The organism is Nonomuraea sp. NPDC050556 (genome assembly GCF_044457355.1).
Classification (GTDB): domain Bacteria; phylum Actinomycetota; class Actinomycetes; order Streptosporangiales; family Streptosporangiaceae; genus Nonomuraea.
Window position 1 is genome coordinate 466,383 of sequence record NZ_JBITGU010000002.1, and the last position, 16,299, is coordinate 482,681.

Sequence of the window (16,299 nt, forward strand, 5' to 3'; positions counted from 1 at the left end):
GCCGCTTGATCCGTTTGTCCTGGTAGTCGCGGCAATCACCGGCCGGTGGTGTCTCCTGCGTGCGATCGAGATGACATTTGTCATTACGCTGACACCATGACGCGCGCGGACAAGGACAAGCCTGTCGTTCTCTCCAAGATCTATACCAAGACCGGCGACGACGGCACGACGTCGCTGAGCGACATGAGCAGGACGGCCAAGACCGATGTACGGCTGGCCGCCTACGCCGACGTCGAGGAGGCCAACGCGCATCTGGGCCTGGCGCTGTCGTACGGCACGCTGCCCTTCGCCGACGTCCTGGTGCGCATCCAGAACGAGCTGTTCGACCTGGGCGCCGACCTCGCCACGCCGGTGGTGCCCGACCCGTCGTTCCCGCCGCTGCGGGTGGAGCCCTCCTACATCGAGTGGGTGGAGAGCCAGTGCGACCACTTCAACGCCGAGCTGCAGCCGTTGCGCAGCTTCATCCTGCCCGGCGGCGACCCGGCGACCGCGCAGCTCCACGTGGCCAGGGTGACCGTACGGCGAGCCGAGCGGACGGCGTGGGCCGCGCTGGAGGCGCACGACGACGTGAACCCGCTGACGGCGAAGTACCTGAACCGGCTGTCCGACCTTCTGTTCATCCTGTGCAGGGTCGCGCACGGCGGCAACGAGATCCTCTGGCGTCCCGGCGGCACCCGCTCTTGACTATCGGAGCACCGCTCCGCTTATGCTGTGCGCATGAAAGCTGTGCGCGTTCACGCCTTCGGCGGTCCTGAGGTCCTCGTGTACGAGGACGTGCCCCTGCCCTCTCCCGGTCCTGGCGACGTCCTCGTGCGGGTGCACGCGGCGTGCCTGAACCCGCCCGACTGGTATGCCCGCGAGGGGTACACCATCGTGCCCGAGTCGATCCGCCCGGAGCGCCCCCTGCCCTTCACCCCCGGCTCCGACATCTCGGGCGTCGTGGTCGCCGTGGGTGCCGGGGTGGAGTCGTGGCAGGTGGGTGACGAGGTCTTCGGGCTGGTACGGTTCCCCAGCCTGGGCGACGGCGGGATGGGGTACGCCGAGTACACCACCTCCCCGGCCTCGCACCTGGCCCGCAAACCCGCTTCCCTGAGCCACGTGGAGGCGGCAGCCGTCCCGATGGCCGGACTGACCGCTTACCAGTACCTCTTCGACCACGTAGGGCTGGAGCGGGGCAGGAGCGTGCTGGTGAACGGCGCGGCGGGCGGAGTGGGCCATTTCCTGGTGCAGCTCGCCAAGACCCAGGACGCCCACGTGACCGCCGTCGCGTCCGGCCGCCACCGGTCGTTCCTGGCCTCGCTGGGGGCGGACGAGTTCATCGACTACACCACCACGGGGTTGTCCGGCGCCGTGGACCACGTGTTCGACACCGTAGGCGGCCCTTCTGCGTACAAGCTGCTGGAGGTGGTCAAACCCGGCGGAACTGTAAGCCCTGTCTTCTACGGCGAGTACCACAGAGAGCAGGCGGCACTGCTCGACATCACCTTCCCCTCGGGCCAGGTCCACTCGGACGGCCAGCAGCTGGAAGCGCTGGCCAGGCTGCTCGCATCAGGCCAGATCCGCGTAGGAATCGACAGCGTGTACCCCCTGGCAGAAGCCCCACAAGCCCACAAACGAGCCGCCGCAGGCCACATCCAAGGCAAGATCGTCCTACAGGTTGAAGATTCCTAAAAAATCTTGAAGAAAGTGTCGTAATGGGCGGGGTGTGTTCGACGTCTTAAGTGAGAGGCCCCCTACAGCGGGAGCCGCCGGAAGGCAGGGAGACCACCATGAACACCACGACCCTCGCCCAGGTCCTCTTCGCCTCGGCGCTCCAGTCGTCGGACAACCCCTCCCCCGCCGAGGTCCGCACGGTGATCGACCACCAGCTGTGCGTGGGCGACCCGTCCCGGTGGGCCGCCTACGTGGCCCAGGAGGCCGGCGACCACCCGGACTCCTACGTCGGCCGGATGCGCTGGGCCCTGACCTGCGTGCACGAGGCGTATAACGAGACGCGACTGGTGGCGGCATAAGGCCTCGCGAGCCCCCTTGACCGGTGGGCCGGGCTGAAGATCCAGCCCGAGGATGGTCGCTCTGGCCTGGCTGTTCAGCAGGCAACGTATCGACGAGATCGCCCGCCTACCGGCCGGTTGCGTCCGTTGGCGGCACGACGGGTTCCCGATCCCCGAGGGCTCTCGCGAGGTCCTCGCCCGGGACGCCGTCTGCCTGCTCGACGTCAGGCTGCGCGCCACAGCCCAGTGGGTGCCGCACCCATTCCGGATGCGCCTCGCCGACCTCGATGCTGTTCTCATCAAGAGCATTGGCGATGTGGAAGCGGCCCGTGTCGAAGACGAACTCCACCGCGAGGGTACCGGCCGCCATGTCACGGCGGGATGGCCGCCACTCAAGGAGCCCTACCTCGCGCAGTTCATGGCCGATGAACGGCTCAAGCCGCTCATCGGCGCTGGACCACGCCGGAGTCAGCTCGAACCACTCCCAGCCGATGATCGCAGCCGTCGTGTCGACGGTGTTCCAGCTGATCGACAGCTCATCGAACTTCGAGTGGCTGATCTCCACTTGAACGCCGTCGAAATCCAAGGCGACTGGGCAATCGGCGTACCAGTCTCCGTCCTCGACGAAACGCACGATCGCGAAGCCAGTCAGACACCGACCACCCAGCGCGGCCAGTGCCTGTCCGTGCTCCTCGCGGACGGCCTTGAGTCCAACAAGGAAGGTCGGCTCGAAGCCGGAGATACCCAACACAACACGCCATTGTCCAGGTACATCACGTCAGTTAAGAGCCCCAGCCCGCAACAGACGGGCACTGCCTGCGATGGCCAGCCACCGCAGGACCGGGGGCGGGTGGGTGGGGCCGAGGGGAAAAGGCGGGGGTGGGAAGGCTGGAAGGCTAGGCGACGTCGAGGTAGGCGCTGGGTGGGGCGGATTCGAGCCACGCCAGAAACCCAGTCAAAGCGTCCTCACTCATAGCCAAGGAAAGCACCCCGGAAGGCCCAGTGCAGTCCACCGCCCACTGCCCAGGCTCGATCTCCCGCCGCTGCGAAACAACAAGGCCGCGCCTCGCAATCGCGTGGCGCGGCCGCAGTCGCACTCCCATGAGCGGGATCCAGTGGAGCTCCCCGTCGGCATAACGGGCCACCCCGCTCTGCCACCCATGGCTGCCTACTCGCAGCCGACAGGGCACGCTCCCCCTGGACCGAGCCAGGGAAAACCCACGAACAACCACAAGGGCGGCGAGCAGCAGCACCCCAACCAGAATCGCTACCGCCATCGCCGCCCCCTGTGAAAAGATCAGACCTCTTCGCCCGCCGCACGCAGTCGCGCCCGAGCCCGCTTGGCCTCGACCGCCGCGTCGGCGTCCTCCTGGTTGGCCTCGATCGAGGCCTGGGCCCGCTCGAGCGCGTCACGGGCCGCCGCGACGTCGACCTCGGAGCCGAGCTCGGCCACCTCGGCCAGCACCGACACCTCGTCGTCCGCCACGGAGATGAACCCGCCGTGCACCGCGGCCACGAGGTCGTCCGCGCCTTCCCGCTTCACCCGCAGCACGCCGCCCTCGACGAGGACGCCGAGAACAGGTGCGTGTTGCGGCATAATACCGATCTCGCCGTCCACGGTCTTGGCTATCACCATGTCGGCTTCGCCCGACCAGATCTCACGCTCTGGCGAGACAACACCTACGCGTAGCTTGGCCACGTTAGGTTCCCTTCCGGTCAAATGCCCCCGCCCCGGAGGGCGGAGGCATCGTGGACGATCAGCGCTCGAGTTCCTTGGCCTTCGCGACGGCCTGCTCGATGCCACCGACCATGAAGAACGCCTGCTCAGGCAGGTGGTCGTACTCGCCGGCGCACAGACCCTTGAAGGACGCGATGGTCTCGTCCAGCGGAACGTTCTCACCCGGCTGGCCGGTGAACGCCTCGGCGGCGTACATCGGGTGCGAGAGGAAACGCTCGATGCGACGGGCCCGGTTGACCGTGACCTTGTCCTCTTCGGACAGCTCGTCGATACCGAGGATCGCGATGATGTCCTGCAGCTCGCGGTACTTCTGCAGGATCCGCTTGGTCTCCTGGGCCACCGTGTAGTGCTCGAGCCCGACGATCTGCGGGTCGAGAATACGGGAGGAGGAGTCGAGCGGGTCCACCGCGGGGTAGATGCCCTTCTCGGAGATCGGACGGGAAAGAACCGTCTGAGCGTCGAGGTGGGCGAACGCGTTGTGCGGCGCCGGGTCGGTGATGTCGTCGGCGGGCACGTAGATCGCCTGCATCGAGGTGATCGAGTGGCCTCGCGTCGAGGTGATGCGCTCCTGGAGCACACCCATCTCGTCGGCGAGCGTGGGCTGGTAACCCACGGCCGAAGGCATGCGGCCGAGGAGGGTGGAGACCTCGGAACCGGCCTGGGTGAAGCGGAAGATGTTGTCGATGAAGAGCAACACGTCCTGCTTCTGCACGTCACGGAAGTATTCCGCCATCGTCAGCGCGGACAGCGCCACGCGGAGACGGGTGCCCGGCGGCTCGTCCATCTGGCCGAAGACGAGCGCGGTGTCCTTGAGGACGCCCGCCTCTTCCATTTCCAGCCAGAGGTCGTTGCCCTCACGGGTACGCTCGCCGACGCCGGCGAAGCAGGAGGTGCCACCGAAGTTACGGGCGACTCGGCGGATCATCTCCTGGATCAGAACGGTCTTGCCGACACCGGCGCCACCGAACAGACCGATCTTTCCACCCTGCACGTACGGCGTGAGCAGGTCGATGACCTTGATGCCGGTGACCAGCATCTCGGTGCGCGACTCGAGCTGGTCGAACGCCGGGGAGGGGCGGTGGATGCCCCACTTCTCGGTGATCTTCAGCGAGGAGGTCGGCACGTCGAGCGACTCACCGAGCGCGTTCCACACGTGACCCTTGACGACGTCGCCGACGGGCACCGAGATCGGCTCGCCGGAGTCGGTGACGGCCGAGCCGCGCACCAGGCCGTCGGTGGGCTGCATGGAGATCGCGCGAACCAGGTTGTCGCCCAGGTGCTGGGCGACTTCCAGGGTCAGCTTCTTGGTCTCGCCGCTGAGCGTGACCTCGACGTTCAGCGCGTTGTAGATCTCGGGCATCGCCTCGACGGGGAATTCCACGTCGACGACGGGACCATTGACACGAGCTACGCGGCCCGTGCCGGTCGTGGTCTCTACGGTCTCTGCAGTCATTTCACTCTTTCCCCGCTGCGGCGTCTGCCAGCGCGTTGGCGCCGCCGACAATCTCGCTGATTTCCTGGGTGATCTCCGCCTGGCGAGCCTTGTTCATCTCCTGGGTGAAGGCCCGGATGAGCTCGTTGGCGTTGTCCGTCGCCGACTTCATGGCCCGGCGGCGGGCGGCGTGCTCCGAGGCGGCCGACTGGAGCAACGCGCTGAAGATGCGCGACTCCACGTACCGCGGCAGCAAGGTGTTGAGCACCTCGTCCGCGGTCGGCTCGAACTCGAAGTACGGCGGGATCGACGTGGTCTCGGTGGCCTCGGTCTCCTCGACCTCCAGCGGCAGCACGCGCTTGACGACGACGTTCTGCGTCAGCATCGAGACGAACTCGGTCGACACGATGTGGATCTCATCGATCCCGTTGTCGTCCTTGAACGCCTCGATCAGCACGTTGGCGATCGCCTTGGCGTCAGCGTACGAGGGGCTGTCGGAGAAACCGTCCCACTGGCCTGCCATGTCACGCCCGCGGAAGCTGTGCCAGGTGATGCCCTTGCGGCCCACCACGTACGGCACAGCATCCACACCGCGGTCCTTGAGCAGGCCGCGAAGGGCCTCCGCCTCGCGCAGCAGGTTCGCGTTGAACCCGCCACAGAAGCCGCGGTCGCTGGTGATGATCAGCACACCGGCCTTGGTGGGGTTGTCCTTGGCCACGGTCAGCGGGTGGCTGACGCTGTCGGTGTTGCTGACGACCCCGGTGACGGCGCGAGTGATCTCACGCTCGTACGGCAGGGCCGCCTGCATCCGCTGCTGCGCCTTCACGATCCGCGAGGAGGCGATGAGCTCCTGGGCGCGCGTGATCTTGGCGGTCGACTTGACCGACTTGATCCGCCGCCTCAGCAGCCTTAGCTGGGCACCCATGGCCTACTTCTTCTCCGCCGCGCGGACGACCTTGCGGATCTTCTCCTGGCCGACCTCGTCGGCCTCCAGCGGTGCGACCGGCTCGTCGTTGACGAGCAGCTCACCGGAGGAAGTGGTGAAGCCCTTCTTGAAGTCCGTGATGGCGTCCTTGAGAGCGGTGACGGTGTCGTCCGTCAGCTCCCTGGTCTCGCGGATCGTGTCGAACACGCCCTTGTGACCGGACTGGATGTAGTCGAGGAACTCCGACTCGAAGCGGCGGATGTCCTCGACCGGGACGTCGTCGAGCTCACCGGTGGTGCCGGCCCAGACCGAGACGACCTCGCGCTCCAGGGAGAACGGGCTGTACTGCGGCTGCTTGAGCAGCTCCACCAGACGCAGACCCCGCTCGAGCTGGGCCTTGGAGGCGGCGTCGAGGTCGGAGGCGAAGGAGGCGAAGGCCTCCAGGTCGCGGTACTGCGACAGGGCCAGACGGAGCGTACCGGCCACCTTGCGCATGGCCTTGGCCTGCGCGGAACCACCGACTCGGGAGACGGAGATACCGACGTTGATGGCGGGACGCACACCGGCGTTGAACAGGTCGGTCTCGAGGAAGACCTGGCCGTCGGTGATGGAGATGACGTTGGTGGGGATGAACGCCGAGACGTCGTTGCCCTTGGTCTCGATGATCGGCAGACCGGTCATCGAGCCGGCGCCCATGTCGTCGGAGAGCTTGGCGCAGCGCTCCAGCAGACGCGAGTGCAAGTAGAAGACGTCGCCGGGGAACGCCTCGCGGCCCGGCGGGCGGCGAAGCAGCAGCGACACGGCGCGGTAGGCGTCGGCCTGCTTGGTCAGGTCGTCGAAGACGATCAGGACGTGCTTGCCCTGGTACATCCAGTGCTGCCCGATGGCGGAACCGGTGTAGGGGGCGAGGTACTTGTAACCCGCGGCGTCGGAGGCCGGAGCGGCGACGATGGTGGTGTACTCCATCGCGCCCGCCTCCTCCAGGCGAGCCTTGACCTGCGCGATCGTCGAGCCCTTCTGGCCGACGGCGACGTAGACGCAGCGAACCTGCTTGGCCGGGTCGCCCGACTGCCAGTTCTCGCGCTGGTTGAGGATCGTGTCCACGGCGATCGCGGTCTTGCCGGTGCCACGGTCACCGATGATCAGCTGGCGCTGACCACGGCCGATCGCGGTCATGGCGTCGATCGCCTTGATGCCGGTGGCGAGGGACTCCTTCACCGGCTGGCGCTGGACGACCGAGGGGGCCTGTAGCTCGAGGGCGCGAAGGCCCTCGGACTCGATGGCGCCCTTGCCGTCGAGCGGCTTGCCGAGGGGGTCGACCACGCGGCCGAGGAAGTTGTCGCCGACGGGCACGGACAGGACCTCGCCCGTCCTGCGGACCGTCTGGCCCTCTTCGACCTTGCTGAAGTCGCCCAGGATAACGACACCGATTTCACGGGTGTCGAGGTTCAGTGCCAGGCCGCGCGTGCCGTCCTCGAACTCGAGCAGCTCGTTCGCCATCGCCGAGGGCAGGCCGGAGACGTGGGCGATGCCGTCGCCACAGTCGACGACGGTCCCGATCTCCTCGCGCGCGGCGCCTTCCGGTTCGTACGCCTGGACGAAGCGCTCAAGCGCGTCCCGGATCTCGTCCGGCCGGATCGTAAGCTCCGCCATCTCTCTTCAGTCTCCCTATTCGCCTAGCCGGCCAACCGGCGGCGGACTTCTTCGATTCGTCCCACGATGGTGGTGTCGATGATCTCGTCGCCGATGCGAACCGAGAACCCACCGAGCACTCGCGGATCGACCTCAACGTTCAGGTGCACGTCGTGGCCGTAGGAGGTGCGCAGCCACGCCGTGAGGCGCTGCTTCTGCTCCTCCGAGAGCGCGACGGCGCTGCGCACCACCGCGACAAGCCGCTGGCGCTGCTGCGCCACCAGCTGCCCGAACTGCTCCAGGCCACTTTCCAGACTACGTCCACGCGGGTGCACTGCCAGCTGCGTGATGAGGCGCAGGCTGGCCGGTGCGACCTTGCCGCCGAGGAGGTCCTGCAGCAGCTGCTGCTTGCCCTCGGCCGGCGCGGAGACGTCGGCGAGTGCCCGACGAAGGTCGGGGTTGGCGGCGATGATGCGACCGAAGCGGAAGAGCTCGTCCTCCACGTCGTCGAGCTTGCCCTGGCTCTCCGCCTCGGCGGCCGAGGCCACCACGGCGAGCCGTTCGAGCACGTCGGCCAGGTCGCCGGGGCGCGACCACTTGGCCTCGACCGCCGCGACCGTGACCTCCAGGGCGGCGTCGCCGACCTTGCCCTGCAGCAGGGCGCGTGCCGTACCGGCCTTCTGAGCGGTGGGCCTGGCCGGGTCCGACAGGGCCCGGCGCAGTCCATGCTCCCGGTCCAGCAGATCGGCGACCGCGGTCAGGTCCTCGGCCAGCCGGCCGAGGTCTGCAGACGCCGCCACGGCGTTGAAGCGCTCTTCAACCGCGGCCAGCGAGGTCCTGCTCAGACCGCGCATCAGCGGACCGCCTCGGCAGTGGAGTTCTCCAGCTCGTCCAGGAAACGGTCGACCGTACGGCGCTGCCTGGCCTCGTCCTCGAGGGACTCGCCCACGATGCGGGTGGCCAGATCGGTCGACAGGCGGCCGATCTCGGTGCGCAGCTGGGCGAACGCCTGCTGGCGGTCGGCCTCGATCTGGGCGTGCGCGGCCTCGATGAGACGGCGGGCCTCTGCCTGCGCCTCTTCGCGGAGCTCCGCCTTGATCTGCGCGGCCTGCTCGCGAGCTTCCTCGCGGAGGCGGGCCGCCTCGTGCCGAGCCTCGGCCAGGTGGTCGCGGTACTGCTTCTGCAGTGCCTGCGCCTCGGCCTGAGCTTCTTCCGCTCTCTTTATGCCGCCCTCGATAGCGTCAGTTCGCTCGGCCAGCGTCTTCTGGATACGCGGGACGAGGACCTTGATGAGGAAGAAGGCGACGACAGCGAACGAGAAGATACCGACGACGAGCTCGTAGGTGTGCGGAATCAGCGGGTTGGAGCCGCCTTCCTCCGACGCGAGGAGCGTAGCTGCCTTAATCATGGATGCAGCCTTTCGTCAGGGGTTCTTCCGGTTACTTGATGGTCTGGAAGATGAAGGGCGCGACCAGACCGAGCAGGGCGAGGGCCTCGGTGAGAACGAAGCCGAGCAGCATGTTCTGACGGATCAGGCCGTACGCCTCGGGCTGGCGCGCGATGGCCTGCACACCCTGGCCGAAGATGATTCCGACACCGATGCCGGGGCCGATGGCGGCGAGACCGTAGCCGATGGCGGTGACGTTGCCGGAGACCTCAGCGAGAAGGCTCATTGCTGTTATTCCTTTACTGGACGGCCGGTGAAGCGGAATCTCACCGGTCACGGACTATTCCGGTATGTGGTTCTCAGTGGTCGGCGTGCAGCGAGCTACCGATGTACATCGAGGCCAGCATCGCGAAGAGGAACGCCTGCAGGAACTGGATGAACATCTCGAACGCGGTGAAGATGATCGTCATCACGACGCCGATCACACCGACGGACGCGCCGAGAGGGGTCAGCTTCTCGAAGAGGAACCAGAAGCCCACCATGGAGAAGAACGCAAGGAGCATGTGGCCTGCGAACATGTTCGCGAAGAGTCGCACGGCGTGCGTGAACGGCGCGATGATCATGTTCGAGAGGAACTCGATCGGAGCCAGCAGCAGGTAGATCGGCTTGGGCAGGCCCGGCGGGAACATCATGTTCTTGAAGTAGCCGATCGGGCCCTGGTGCTTGAAGCCCAGGTAGATCTTCAGGATGTAGATCGAGAGTGCGAGCACGAGCGGGAAGGCGATGTGCGAGGCGACCGGGAACTGCATCAGGGGCACGACACCCATGAGGTTCCAGACCAGGACCAGGAAGAAGAGGCTGAGCAGCAGGCCCATCCACTTGTCCGCGTCCTTGCCGAGGAACGGCCGCGCGACCTGGTCGCGGACGAACATGTAGCCGTACTCACCGATGTTCTGGATGCCCTTGGGGACGAGCTTCGGGTTCGCGAAGGCGCCCCAGCAGAAGACCACCACGATGATCGCCGCAAGGATGGCCAGCAGAACCGGCTTGGTGAACCAGTCGACCCCGGGAATGATCGGGGGAAGGTTGAACAGCTCGTCAGGGGTCGGTGCGCCGAACTCATCGCCAGCAGCGAGGACCGTCAGCGTGTTCACGCGGCGTTCCCTTCAACGTCGTAGTGGATCACAAGGGTTTCCTCAGCGAAGCGATCGCGGGATGTGGCTAGCGACCGTACTTGCGGTAGACCAGGTAGACGGCGAGCACGATCCCCAGCACGATGCCTATGGGGAAGAACGCGGACGTGTCGAGCCAACGGTCCAGCAACCAGCCGCCACCGCCATAGACCGCCATCCCGGCGAGCAGATAGCTGGGGATCGACCAGGCGGCGTTGGCGAAGTCCTGACCGTCGTCTTCCGGTCGGCGTTCCTGTTCGCTCATCGCGCGCCCGACGATAGCAGGCGAGCGGGGGACTAGTCATATCGGACCCCATCCCTTTACCTGCTTCATGAGTCACCGTGCCCGGGGACTTTGGCGTCGGGGTCGACGTAGAGCATCTTGGTCTTCATGAAGGCGCGCACCTCGGCGCCGGTCCACACGATCGTGCAGACCACGACCGACCAGGCGAACGCCTTGGAGTTCCACATGGTGGTGTCGCCGAACTTGGCGAGCATCACCATGATCACCACCACCTTGACCAGGTAGCTGACCATGGCGGCTGCGGCCATCATCTGCGGGGACACGCGGGCGGCGTAGGAGACGACAATCACACTGATGCTGAAGAAGACTCCGACCAGCAGGGTTCCCACGGCCGCGCCGAGCGCGCCCTTCGGTCCTGCCACCAGAAACGACACGATGATGGCGACGGCTCCCACCACGAGTGTGGGCAGCGCGGCGCTTTTGAGTACGCGCACGTCGTTGGCCTGCATCGGTGCTCCAGAAAGCCGGTTATCAAGCGAGCGATTGCTACCCCCAGAGGCGCACTCTGTGGGGTCCCTGCTCGTGAAAGATATCACAAGCTCCTGTAAGGGCGCTTTTACCTGCCGTTTCTAGTTCGCGATCATGACTGGATCGGGAACGAGGGGATCGCCGCGCTCTCGTCCACCGACCTGCGCTCCTGCAGCGGTCGCATGACCGGATTGTCCGCCCTGATGGGCGGCATCGGACCGGTGGGCGGGCCGTCGTCGTCCTTGTCGGGACGCTTGCGCCGGGCAGCGTGCGCGCCACCCTTACCGCGCCAGCGCGGCAGGGCCATCATCACGAGTACGGCCAGCGCGAGCACGATGAACACCGGGAACATCAGCAGCGGAACCGTGATGACCGCCATCGCGACCATGCCGAAGGCGAACAGCGACGTCCACGCGTACATGATCAGCACGGTCTTGGTGTGCGAGTGGCCGATGTCGAGCAGCCGGTGGTGCAGGTGGCCGCGGTCGGGCGCGAACGGGGACAGCCCCTGCGAGGTGCGCCGCACCACTGCGGTGATGAGGTCGATCAGCGGCAACACCAGGACCGAGGCGGGGACCAGCAGCGCGATCAGCACGCCGAAGCGGTTGATGCCCTCGATGACCGTCGGGTCCTGCGGCGTCACGGTGACGATCGAGGAGGCGAGCACCAGGCCGATCAGCATCGCGCCGGTGTCGCCCATGAAGATCTTCGCCGGGTGGAAGTTGTGCGGCAGGAAGCCCACGCACATGCCGATGAGGATCGCGGTGATCGCCGCCGTCGTGCCGATGCGGTCGCCGTCGAGCTCCTGTTCCAGGAAGATCGAGTAGGCCCACGTGCCCATCGCCGAGATGCCGACGATGCCGGCGGCCAGGCCGTCCAGACCGTCGACGAAGTTGACCGCGTTGATCGTCACGACCACGACCATGATGGTGATGATCGTGCTCAGGTTGTAGTCGAGGCTGGTCGAGCCGCCCCAGGCCTTGGGCAGCGGGATGTAGGTGAGGCGCAGCCCGAAGGCGACGAGGACGCCGGCGGCGGCGATCTGGCCGCCGAGCTTGATGAAGGCGTCCATGCCCCACCAGTCGTCCAGGAAGCCGGTGAACGTGATCAGGCCGCCCGCCGCGATCAGCGCGATGATCGTGTTGCCCTCGCCGAGGGTCACGCCCGTGTTGGCCAGCTTGCCCGCGACCAGCAGCCCGGCGACCAGCCCGCCGTACATCGCGAGGCCGCCCAGCCTGGGCGTCGGCGTCGTGTGCACGTCGCGGTCGCGCACCTCGGGCATGGCTCCGATGCGGATCGCGAACCTGCGGACCAGCGGGACCAGCAGGTAAGTCGCAGCCGCTGCGATCAGCGCCATGAAGAGGTATTCGCGCACGGACCTAGTTTCCCGGATGCTCCGGCCAGGTGTGACCGGAAAACGACACAGACCAGCTTAATATTCGCTGAGATATGGCTTGTGGATGGCCACCATACCCGACACACGTTCCTGCACTTCAGCGGCATTTTCTGGATATCGGATGGCTTGCGCCACCAGCGTTCCCACCTCCTTGAGCTGCTCAGGCCCCATTCCCTGAGTTGTGACACAGGGCGTGCCGACCCTCAGGCCGGAGGTGATGGAAGCGGGTTCCGGGTCATACGGGATGGCGTTCCTGTTAAGCGTGATTCCGGCGGCCGCGCATCTTTTCTCCGCCTCGGCGCCGGTCACCTCGATCGCGCGCAGGTCGATGAGCGCCAGGTGACTGTCCGTGCCGCCCGAGACGGGCCGCATTCCCTCGGCGGCCAGCGAGTCGCAGAGCGCCTTGGCGTTGGCCACCACGCGCTGCGTGTATCCGGCGAACTCCGGCGCAGCCGCCTCGGCGAACGCGACCGCCTTGGCGGCGATCGCGTGCATCAGCGGGCCGCCCTGGACGAACGGGAACACCGCGCGGTCCACCCGTGCGGCCAGCTCCGCCGTACAGAGGATGCCGCCGCCGCGGGGGCCGCGCAGGGCCTTGTGCGTGGTGAAGGTGACCACGTCCGCGTACGGCACGGCCGACGGGATCGCGCCACCGGCCATCAGCCCGATCGTGTGCGCCACGTCGGCCAGCAGCCAAGCGCCCACCTCGTCGGCGATGCCGCGGAACGCGGAGAAGTCGATCAGCCGGGGGTAGGCGGTCGCGCCGCAGACGATGACCTTCGGCTGGTTGCGCAGCGCCAGGTCCCTGACCTCGTCGTAGTCGATCTGCTCGGTGTCGCGGCGGACGCCGTAGGAGACGACGTCGAACCAGCGGCCGGAGAAGTTGACCTTGGAGCCGTGGGTGAGGTGGCCGCCGTGCGGGAGCGCCATGGCCAGCATCGTGTCGCCGGGCTGCAGGAGCGCGGCGTAGGCGGCGAGGTTGGCGCTGGCGCCCGAGTGGGGCTGGACGTTGGCGTGCTCGGCGGCGAACAGGCGGCGGGCGCGGTCGATGGCCAGGCGCTCGGCTCGGTCGACGACCTCGCAGCCGCCGTAGTAGCGCCTGCCCGGGTAGCCCTCGGCGTACTTGTTGGTCAGCGTGGAGCCGAGGGCGGCCATGACGGCCGGGCTGGTGAAGTTCTCGCTGGCGATCAGCTGCAGGCCTCCGCTCGCCCTTTCGAGCTCGTCGAGGAGGATCTGCGCCATTTCCGGGTCCTGGCGTTGGAGCAGGGTGAAGTCCGGTCCGAAGAACGGCTCTGCTCTCATTTCACCACTGTAAGCCGGTCTGTCCGATTTTCACACGCGATCAGGAGAATGCGTGCGGTGAGCCGACTGCCGACGGGATCCAGCGGGGGGTGTCCGCCGCCTGGTCGCTGATCGCGGTCAGGACGGACTGGCGGTAGAGGCCGAGGCGGGTGCGCCACTCGTTCAGGTCCTCCACGTAGCGGGCGCCGACGGGGGCGTCCCACGTCTGCGGGCTCCTGGCGAGCTGGTAGGCCTTGTCCAGGGCGCTCGTGAGCGCCTCCAGCATCGGCACGACGGTCTGCCAGGCGGTCACCAGGCGCTGGTAGTCGGGGTTGAACTCCCACGCGCTCGGCTGGCCGTCCAGCGCGCCGGCGCCGGTGCTCGGCGGCGTCTCGCCCGGCTGGCGCGGCTGGGGGGCCGGCGGGTCGACGTACATCTACGAGCTCCTCTCGGGGGCGCCGGGCTCGATCTGGCCCGCCGGGCCGTCCGGCTCGATGACCTCCGGCACCCACTCGCCCTTGCCCCATTCACCCGCTGGGACCCTTACGTCGGGCATGTCCATGGGTTCGATGTCGCGGGCGTGATCCATGAGCGTCTTGAGCGCCTCGGCGGTGGGCGGCTTGGCGTTGACGGTGACGACGTCACTGCCGTCATTGGCCCAGTCCACGACATTCCCGGTACGGCCCTGCCCCACCTCCCCCGCTCCCCCAGCCGTGGTCACAGTCGCCGCACCCCCTCCAGCCGTGGTGTCGGTTCTCGCACCAGCGGTCGTGTCGTGGGTTTGGGTGCCTGGGGGGTCGAGCCGGGTGTTGGCCGCGCCGGGATCCACCGAGCCGGGCGGGCCGTCGGGCTTGATCGGTTGTGGGGCCCAGTCGCCCTTGCCCCACTCCCCCGCCGGCACCTTCACATCGGGCATGTCCAACGGCTGGATGTCGCGCGCATGGTCGACCAGCGTGCGCAGCTCGGCGGCGGTCGGCGGGGTCACGTTGACCGACACCACGTCGCTGCCGTCGTTGGCCCAGTCCACGACATTCCCGGTACGGCCCTGCCCCACCTCTCCCGCTCCCCCTGCCGTAGTCGCGGTCGCCGCATCCCCTCCGGCCGTGGTGTCGGTTCTCGCACCAGCGGTCGTGTCGTGGGTTTGGCTGCCTGGGGGGTCGAGCCGGGTGTTGGCCGCGCCGGGATCCACCGAGCCGGGCGGGCCGTCGGGCTTGATCGGCTGCGGGGCCCAGTCGCCCTTGCCCCACTCCCCCGCCGGCACCTTCACATCGGGCATGTCCAACGGCTGGATATCGCGCGCATGGTCGACCAGCGTGCGCAACTCGGCGGCAGTCGGCGGGGTCACGTTGACCGACACCACGTCGCTGCCGTCGTTGGCCCAGTCCACGACATTCCCGGTACGGCCCTGCCCCACCTCTCCCGCTCCCCCTGCCGTAGTCGCGGTCGCCGCATCCCCTCCGGCCGTGGTGTCGGTTCTCGCACCAGCGGTCGTGTCGTGGGTTTGGCTGCCTGGGGGGTCGAGCCGGGTGTTGGCCGCGCCGGGATCCACCGAGCCGGGCGGGCCGTCGGGCTTGATCGGCTGCGGGGCCCAGTCGCCCTTGCCCCACTCCCCCGCGGGCACCTTCACATCGGGCATGTCCAACGGCTGGATCTCGCGCGCGTGGTCGATCAGCGTGCGCAGCTCGGCGGCGGTCGGCGGGGTCACGTTGACCGACACCACGTCGCTGCCGTCGTTGGCCCACTTGGACACGTCGGCCGCCGTCGTGTCGCCGGTCACCACGGGCAGGTCCACGGGCTGGACTGCGTCGATGTTCTCCAGCAGGTCGGCCAGTTCCTCCGCGGTGGGCGGGTCCAGGGGCACCTGCAGCACCTTCACGCCGTCCACCTCGACCACTCTGGGCTTCATGCCCGTCTGGTCGATGTCGTCAGGATGGTCCTTGGCTGGGGTGTCCACGATGCCCTGGTCGTCGGGCTCCGCGCCCCGATCCCGCCTGCCGTCGTGATCCGCGTCCTTGGGCTGCTCGTCGTGCACCGCCTTGGGCGGGTCGTCCTGGGTGGCCTTGGGCGGGTCGTCCTGGGTGCTCTTCGGTGGATCGTCGTGCGTTGCCTTGGGCGGGTCGTCCTGAGTGGACTTCGGTGGGTCGTCCTGAGTGGACTTCGGCGGGTCGGTGGTGTCGCGGGGGTTGTCGTACGGCGAGCGGCCGCCGTCCCGCGTCTCCTTCGGGTCGTCGCCCCCCGACGTCGGCGTGACCACCTGGTCGTCCTTGACCGGCTCCTTCTTCTCCAGGAGCGCCAGCCGCGCCGTCACGTCGTGCACCATCGTGTCGCACGCGTCCGCCACCTGCACCGGCCGGTGCGTGGCCGGAGTGGCCAGCCCGGCGCCGCCCATGAGCTGCCCGATCCGCCCCTCGAGCGTCCTGAGCTGCGTCGCGGCCTGCTTCACCTCCGCCAGGAGGTCGCGAACCAGCGCCGGATCCATCCCGTCGAACTTGCCCATGAGCCACTCCCAGAAGTGTCAGCGCACTTCACGGTAGGTGGATCTCAGTGCTTCCCGCCCGAGGGATAGCCAAAGG

General features: G+C 67.6%; 19 protein-coding genes. 3 read left to right on the forward strand and 16 right to left on the reverse strand.

All coding sequences use genetic code 11. The features are described from left to right. The first annotated feature begins 96 nt into the window (after window positions 1-96). The 3 genes from ACIBG8_RS20375 (at window position 97) to ACIBG8_RS20385 (ending at window position 2,012) form a co-directional block, all read left to right on the forward strand. The gene (locus tag ACIBG8_RS20375; RefSeq protein WP_397344411.1) at window positions 97-684 is read left to right on the forward strand and encodes a cob(I)yrinic acid a,c-diamide adenosyltransferase; all 588 of its coding nucleotides are present in this window, start codon (window positions 97-99) and stop codon (window positions 682-684) included. A 33-nt stretch (window positions 685-717) separates the two neighbouring features. Next, complete coding sequence (locus tag ACIBG8_RS20380; protein ID WP_397344412.1) at window positions 718-1,671, forward strand: NADP-dependent oxidoreductase; 954 nt, start codon at window positions 718-720, stop codon at window positions 1,669-1,671. A 98-nt stretch (window positions 1,672-1,769) separates the two neighbouring features. Then, window positions 1,770-2,012, forward strand: a complete 243-nt coding sequence (locus tag ACIBG8_RS20385; protein WP_397344413.1) for a hypothetical protein — start codon at window positions 1,770-1,772, stop codon at window positions 2,010-2,012. A gap of 106 nt (window positions 2,013-2,118) precedes the next feature. On the opposite strand, the gene ACIBG8_RS20390 is transcribed toward ACIBG8_RS20385, so the two are convergent. The 16 genes from ACIBG8_RS20390 to ACIBG8_RS20465 all read right to left on the reverse strand — a co-directional run bounded on the left by ACIBG8_RS20390 (window position 2,119) and on the right by ACIBG8_RS20465 (window position 16,223). Continuing rightward, a complete protein-coding gene (locus ACIBG8_RS20390; RefSeq protein ID WP_397344414.1) occupies window positions 2,119-2,742 on the reverse strand; it encodes a hypothetical protein in 624 nt (207 codons plus the stop codon). Window positions 2,743-2,887: 145 nt separating this feature from the next. Beyond that, the gene (locus tag ACIBG8_RS20395; RefSeq protein WP_397344415.1) at window positions 2,888-3,268 is read right to left on the reverse strand and encodes a DUF2550 domain-containing protein; all 381 of its coding nucleotides are present in this window, start codon (window positions 3,266-3,268) and stop codon (window positions 2,888-2,890) included. Between the two features lie 20 nt (window positions 3,269-3,288). Further along, a complete protein-coding gene (locus ACIBG8_RS20400) occupies window positions 3,289-3,690 on the reverse strand; it encodes a F0F1 ATP synthase subunit epsilon (RefSeq protein WP_397344416.1) in 402 nt (133 codons plus the stop codon). A 58-nt stretch (window positions 3,691-3,748) separates the two neighbouring features. Then, window positions 3,749-5,182 carry a F0F1 ATP synthase subunit beta gene (gene atpD / locus ACIBG8_RS20405; protein ID WP_397344417.1) on the reverse strand — a complete coding sequence of 478 codons (1,434 nt, stop codon included), beginning with the start codon at window positions 5,180-5,182 and terminating at the stop codon, window positions 3,749-3,751. 1 nt (window position 5,183) lies between these two features. Continuing rightward, window positions 5,184-6,086, reverse strand: a complete 903-nt coding sequence (locus ACIBG8_RS20410; RefSeq protein WP_397344418.1) for a F0F1 ATP synthase subunit gamma — start codon at window positions 6,084-6,086, stop codon at window positions 5,184-5,186. Window positions 6,087-6,089: 3 nt separating this feature from the next. After that, window positions 6,090-7,739 (reverse strand): F0F1 ATP synthase subunit alpha, encoded by a 1,650-nt coding sequence (gene atpA / locus ACIBG8_RS20415; protein WP_397344419.1) that lies wholly within the window; start codon window positions 7,737-7,739, stop codon window positions 6,090-6,092. Window positions 7,740-7,762: 23 nt separating this feature from the next. Then, window positions 7,763-8,572, reverse strand: coding sequence for a F0F1 ATP synthase subunit delta (locus ACIBG8_RS20420; RefSeq protein WP_397344420.1), 810 nt, complete (start codon window positions 8,570-8,572; stop codon window positions 7,763-7,765). Beyond that, window positions 8,572-9,126: a F0F1 ATP synthase subunit B gene (locus ACIBG8_RS20425; protein ID WP_397344422.1), complete on the reverse strand. Its 555-nt coding sequence runs from the start codon at window positions 9,124-9,126 to the stop codon at window positions 8,572-8,574. The genes ACIBG8_RS20420 and ACIBG8_RS20425 overlap by 1 nt, the downstream gene beginning before the upstream one ends. 31 nt (window positions 9,127-9,157) lie before the next feature. Continuing rightward, window positions 9,158-9,391 (reverse strand): ATP synthase F0 subunit C, encoded by a 234-nt coding sequence (atpE, locus tag ACIBG8_RS20430; RefSeq protein ID WP_397344423.1) that lies wholly within the window; start codon window positions 9,389-9,391, stop codon window positions 9,158-9,160. Window positions 9,392-9,464: 73 nt separating this feature from the next. Then, window positions 9,465-10,259: a F0F1 ATP synthase subunit A gene (atpB, locus tag ACIBG8_RS20435; RefSeq protein WP_397344424.1), complete on the reverse strand. Its 795-nt coding sequence runs from the start codon at window positions 10,257-10,259 to the stop codon at window positions 9,465-9,467. A gap of 67 nt (window positions 10,260-10,326) precedes the next feature. Then, window positions 10,327-10,542, reverse strand: a complete 216-nt coding sequence (locus ACIBG8_RS20440; protein WP_397344425.1) for an AtpZ/AtpI family protein — start codon at window positions 10,540-10,542, stop codon at window positions 10,327-10,329. A gap of 65 nt (window positions 10,543-10,607) precedes the next feature. Next, on the reverse strand, window positions 10,608-11,030 hold the full coding sequence (locus tag ACIBG8_RS20445) for a hypothetical protein (protein WP_397344426.1): 423 nt from the start codon (window positions 11,028-11,030) through the stop codon (window positions 10,608-10,610). A 131-nt stretch (window positions 11,031-11,161) separates the two neighbouring features. Continuing rightward, on the reverse strand, window positions 11,162-12,424 hold the full coding sequence (locus ACIBG8_RS20450) for a glycosyltransferase family 4 protein (RefSeq protein WP_397344427.1): 1,263 nt from the start codon (window positions 12,422-12,424) through the stop codon (window positions 11,162-11,164). A gap of 57 nt (window positions 12,425-12,481) precedes the next feature. Next, window positions 12,482-13,747, reverse strand: a complete 1,266-nt coding sequence (gene glyA / locus ACIBG8_RS20455; RefSeq protein WP_397344428.1) for a serine hydroxymethyltransferase — start codon at window positions 13,745-13,747, stop codon at window positions 12,482-12,484. A gap of 40 nt (window positions 13,748-13,787) precedes the next feature. After that, window positions 13,788-14,162, reverse strand: a complete 375-nt coding sequence (locus tag ACIBG8_RS20460) for a hypothetical protein (protein ID WP_397344429.1) — start codon at window positions 14,160-14,162, stop codon at window positions 13,788-13,790. Continuing rightward, window positions 14,163-16,223, reverse strand: a complete 2,061-nt coding sequence (locus ACIBG8_RS20465) for a hypothetical protein (protein WP_397344430.1) — start codon at window positions 16,221-16,223, stop codon at window positions 14,163-14,165. It lies immediately after the preceding gene. Window positions 16,224-16,299 lie beyond the last annotated feature (76 nt).

Bases quoted from the DNA above. Each gene is read 5' to 3' on its own strand.
- ACIBG8_RS20375 (WP_397344411.1), top strand. From the start codon at position 97: ATGACGCGCGCGGACAAGGACAAGCCTGTCGTTCTCTCCAAGATCTAT.
- ACIBG8_RS20380 (WP_397344412.1), top strand. From the start codon at position 718: ATGAAAGCTGTGCGCGTTCACGCCTTCGGCGGTCCTGAGGTCCTCGTG.
- ACIBG8_RS20385 (WP_397344413.1), top strand. From the start codon at position 1,770: ATGAACACCACGACCCTCGCCCAGGTCCTCTTCGCCTCGGCGCTCCAG.
- ACIBG8_RS20395 (WP_397344415.1), bottom strand. From the start codon at position 3,268: ATGGCGGTAGCGATTCTGGTTGGGGTGCTGCTGCTCGCCGCCCTTGTG.
- atpD (WP_397344417.1), bottom strand. From the start codon at position 5,182: ATGACTGCAGAGACCGTAGAGACCACGACCGGCACGGGCCGCGTAGCT.
- ACIBG8_RS20410 (WP_397344418.1), bottom strand. From the start codon at position 6,086: ATGGGTGCCCAGCTAAGGCTGCTGAGGCGGCGGATCAAGTCGGTCAAG.
- atpA (WP_397344419.1), bottom strand. From the start codon at position 7,739: ATGGCGGAGCTTACGATCCGGCCGGACGAGATCCGGGACGCGCTTGAG.
- ACIBG8_RS20420 (WP_397344420.1), bottom strand. From the start codon at position 8,572: ATGCGCGGTCTGAGCAGGACCTCGCTGGCCGCGGTTGAAGAGCGCTTC.
- ACIBG8_RS20425 (WP_397344422.1), bottom strand. From the start codon at position 9,126: ATGATTAAGGCAGCTACGCTCCTCGCGTCGGAGGAAGGCGGCTCCAAC.
- atpE (WP_397344423.1), bottom strand. From the start codon at position 9,391: ATGAGCCTTCTCGCTGAGGTCTCCGGCAACGTCACCGCCATCGGCTAC.
- ACIBG8_RS20440 (WP_397344425.1), bottom strand. From the start codon at position 10,542: ATGAGCGAACAGGAACGCCGACCGGAAGACGACGGTCAGGACTTCGCC.
- ACIBG8_RS20445 (WP_397344426.1), bottom strand. From the start codon at position 11,030: ATGCAGGCCAACGACGTGCGCGTACTCAAAAGCGCCGCGCTGCCCACA.
- glyA (WP_397344428.1), bottom strand. From the start codon at position 13,747: ATGAGAGCAGAGCCGTTCTTCGGACCGGACTTCACCCTGCTCCAACGC.
- ACIBG8_RS20460 (WP_397344429.1), bottom strand. From the start codon at position 14,162: ATGTACGTCGACCCGCCGGCCCCCCAGCCGCGCCAGCCGGGCGAGACG.
- ACIBG8_RS20465 (WP_397344430.1), bottom strand. From the start codon at position 16,223: ATGGGCAAGTTCGACGGGATGGATCCGGCGCTGGTTCGCGACCTCCTG.